The following is a 314-nucleotide window of genomic DNA, read 5'->3' as shown; positions in this document are numbered from 1 at the left end:
TCCTCGTCCTGCCAGTACCCCGCGATGACCTTCCGGGGCATCCGCAGCCGGGCGGCGATGAACCCGTGCTCCCGGTCGCCGTGGGCGGCCTGGTTCAGGTTCATGAAGTCCATGTCGATCTCCTCGTTGGGGATCTCCCGGTTGTACTGGGTGGCGAAGTGGCAGTAGGGCTTCTGGAGGTTCACAAAGCCGTTGATCCACATCTTGGAGGGGGAGAAGGTGTGGCACCAGGTGATGACGCCCAGACAGTTGTCGTCGTAGTTGGCCTCCTTGACCACGTCGGCGATCTCCTTGTTGGTCTTGGCGGTCACCTT

Annotated in this window: 1 pseudogene; it reads right to left on the bottom strand. The window is 61.8% G+C overall.

Annotated features, from left to right (window positions below):
* Positions 1–314 (bottom strand): annotated as a pseudogene (locus H6B51_RS17435) (L-arabinose isomerase); the annotation flags it as partial.

Source organism: Pseudoflavonifractor phocaeensis (assembly GCF_016901955.1).
GTDB lineage: Bacteria > Bacillota > Clostridia > Oscillospirales > Oscillospiraceae > Flavonifractor > Flavonifractor phocaeensis_A.
This window is presented reverse-complemented; position numbering and strand designations above follow the sequence as displayed.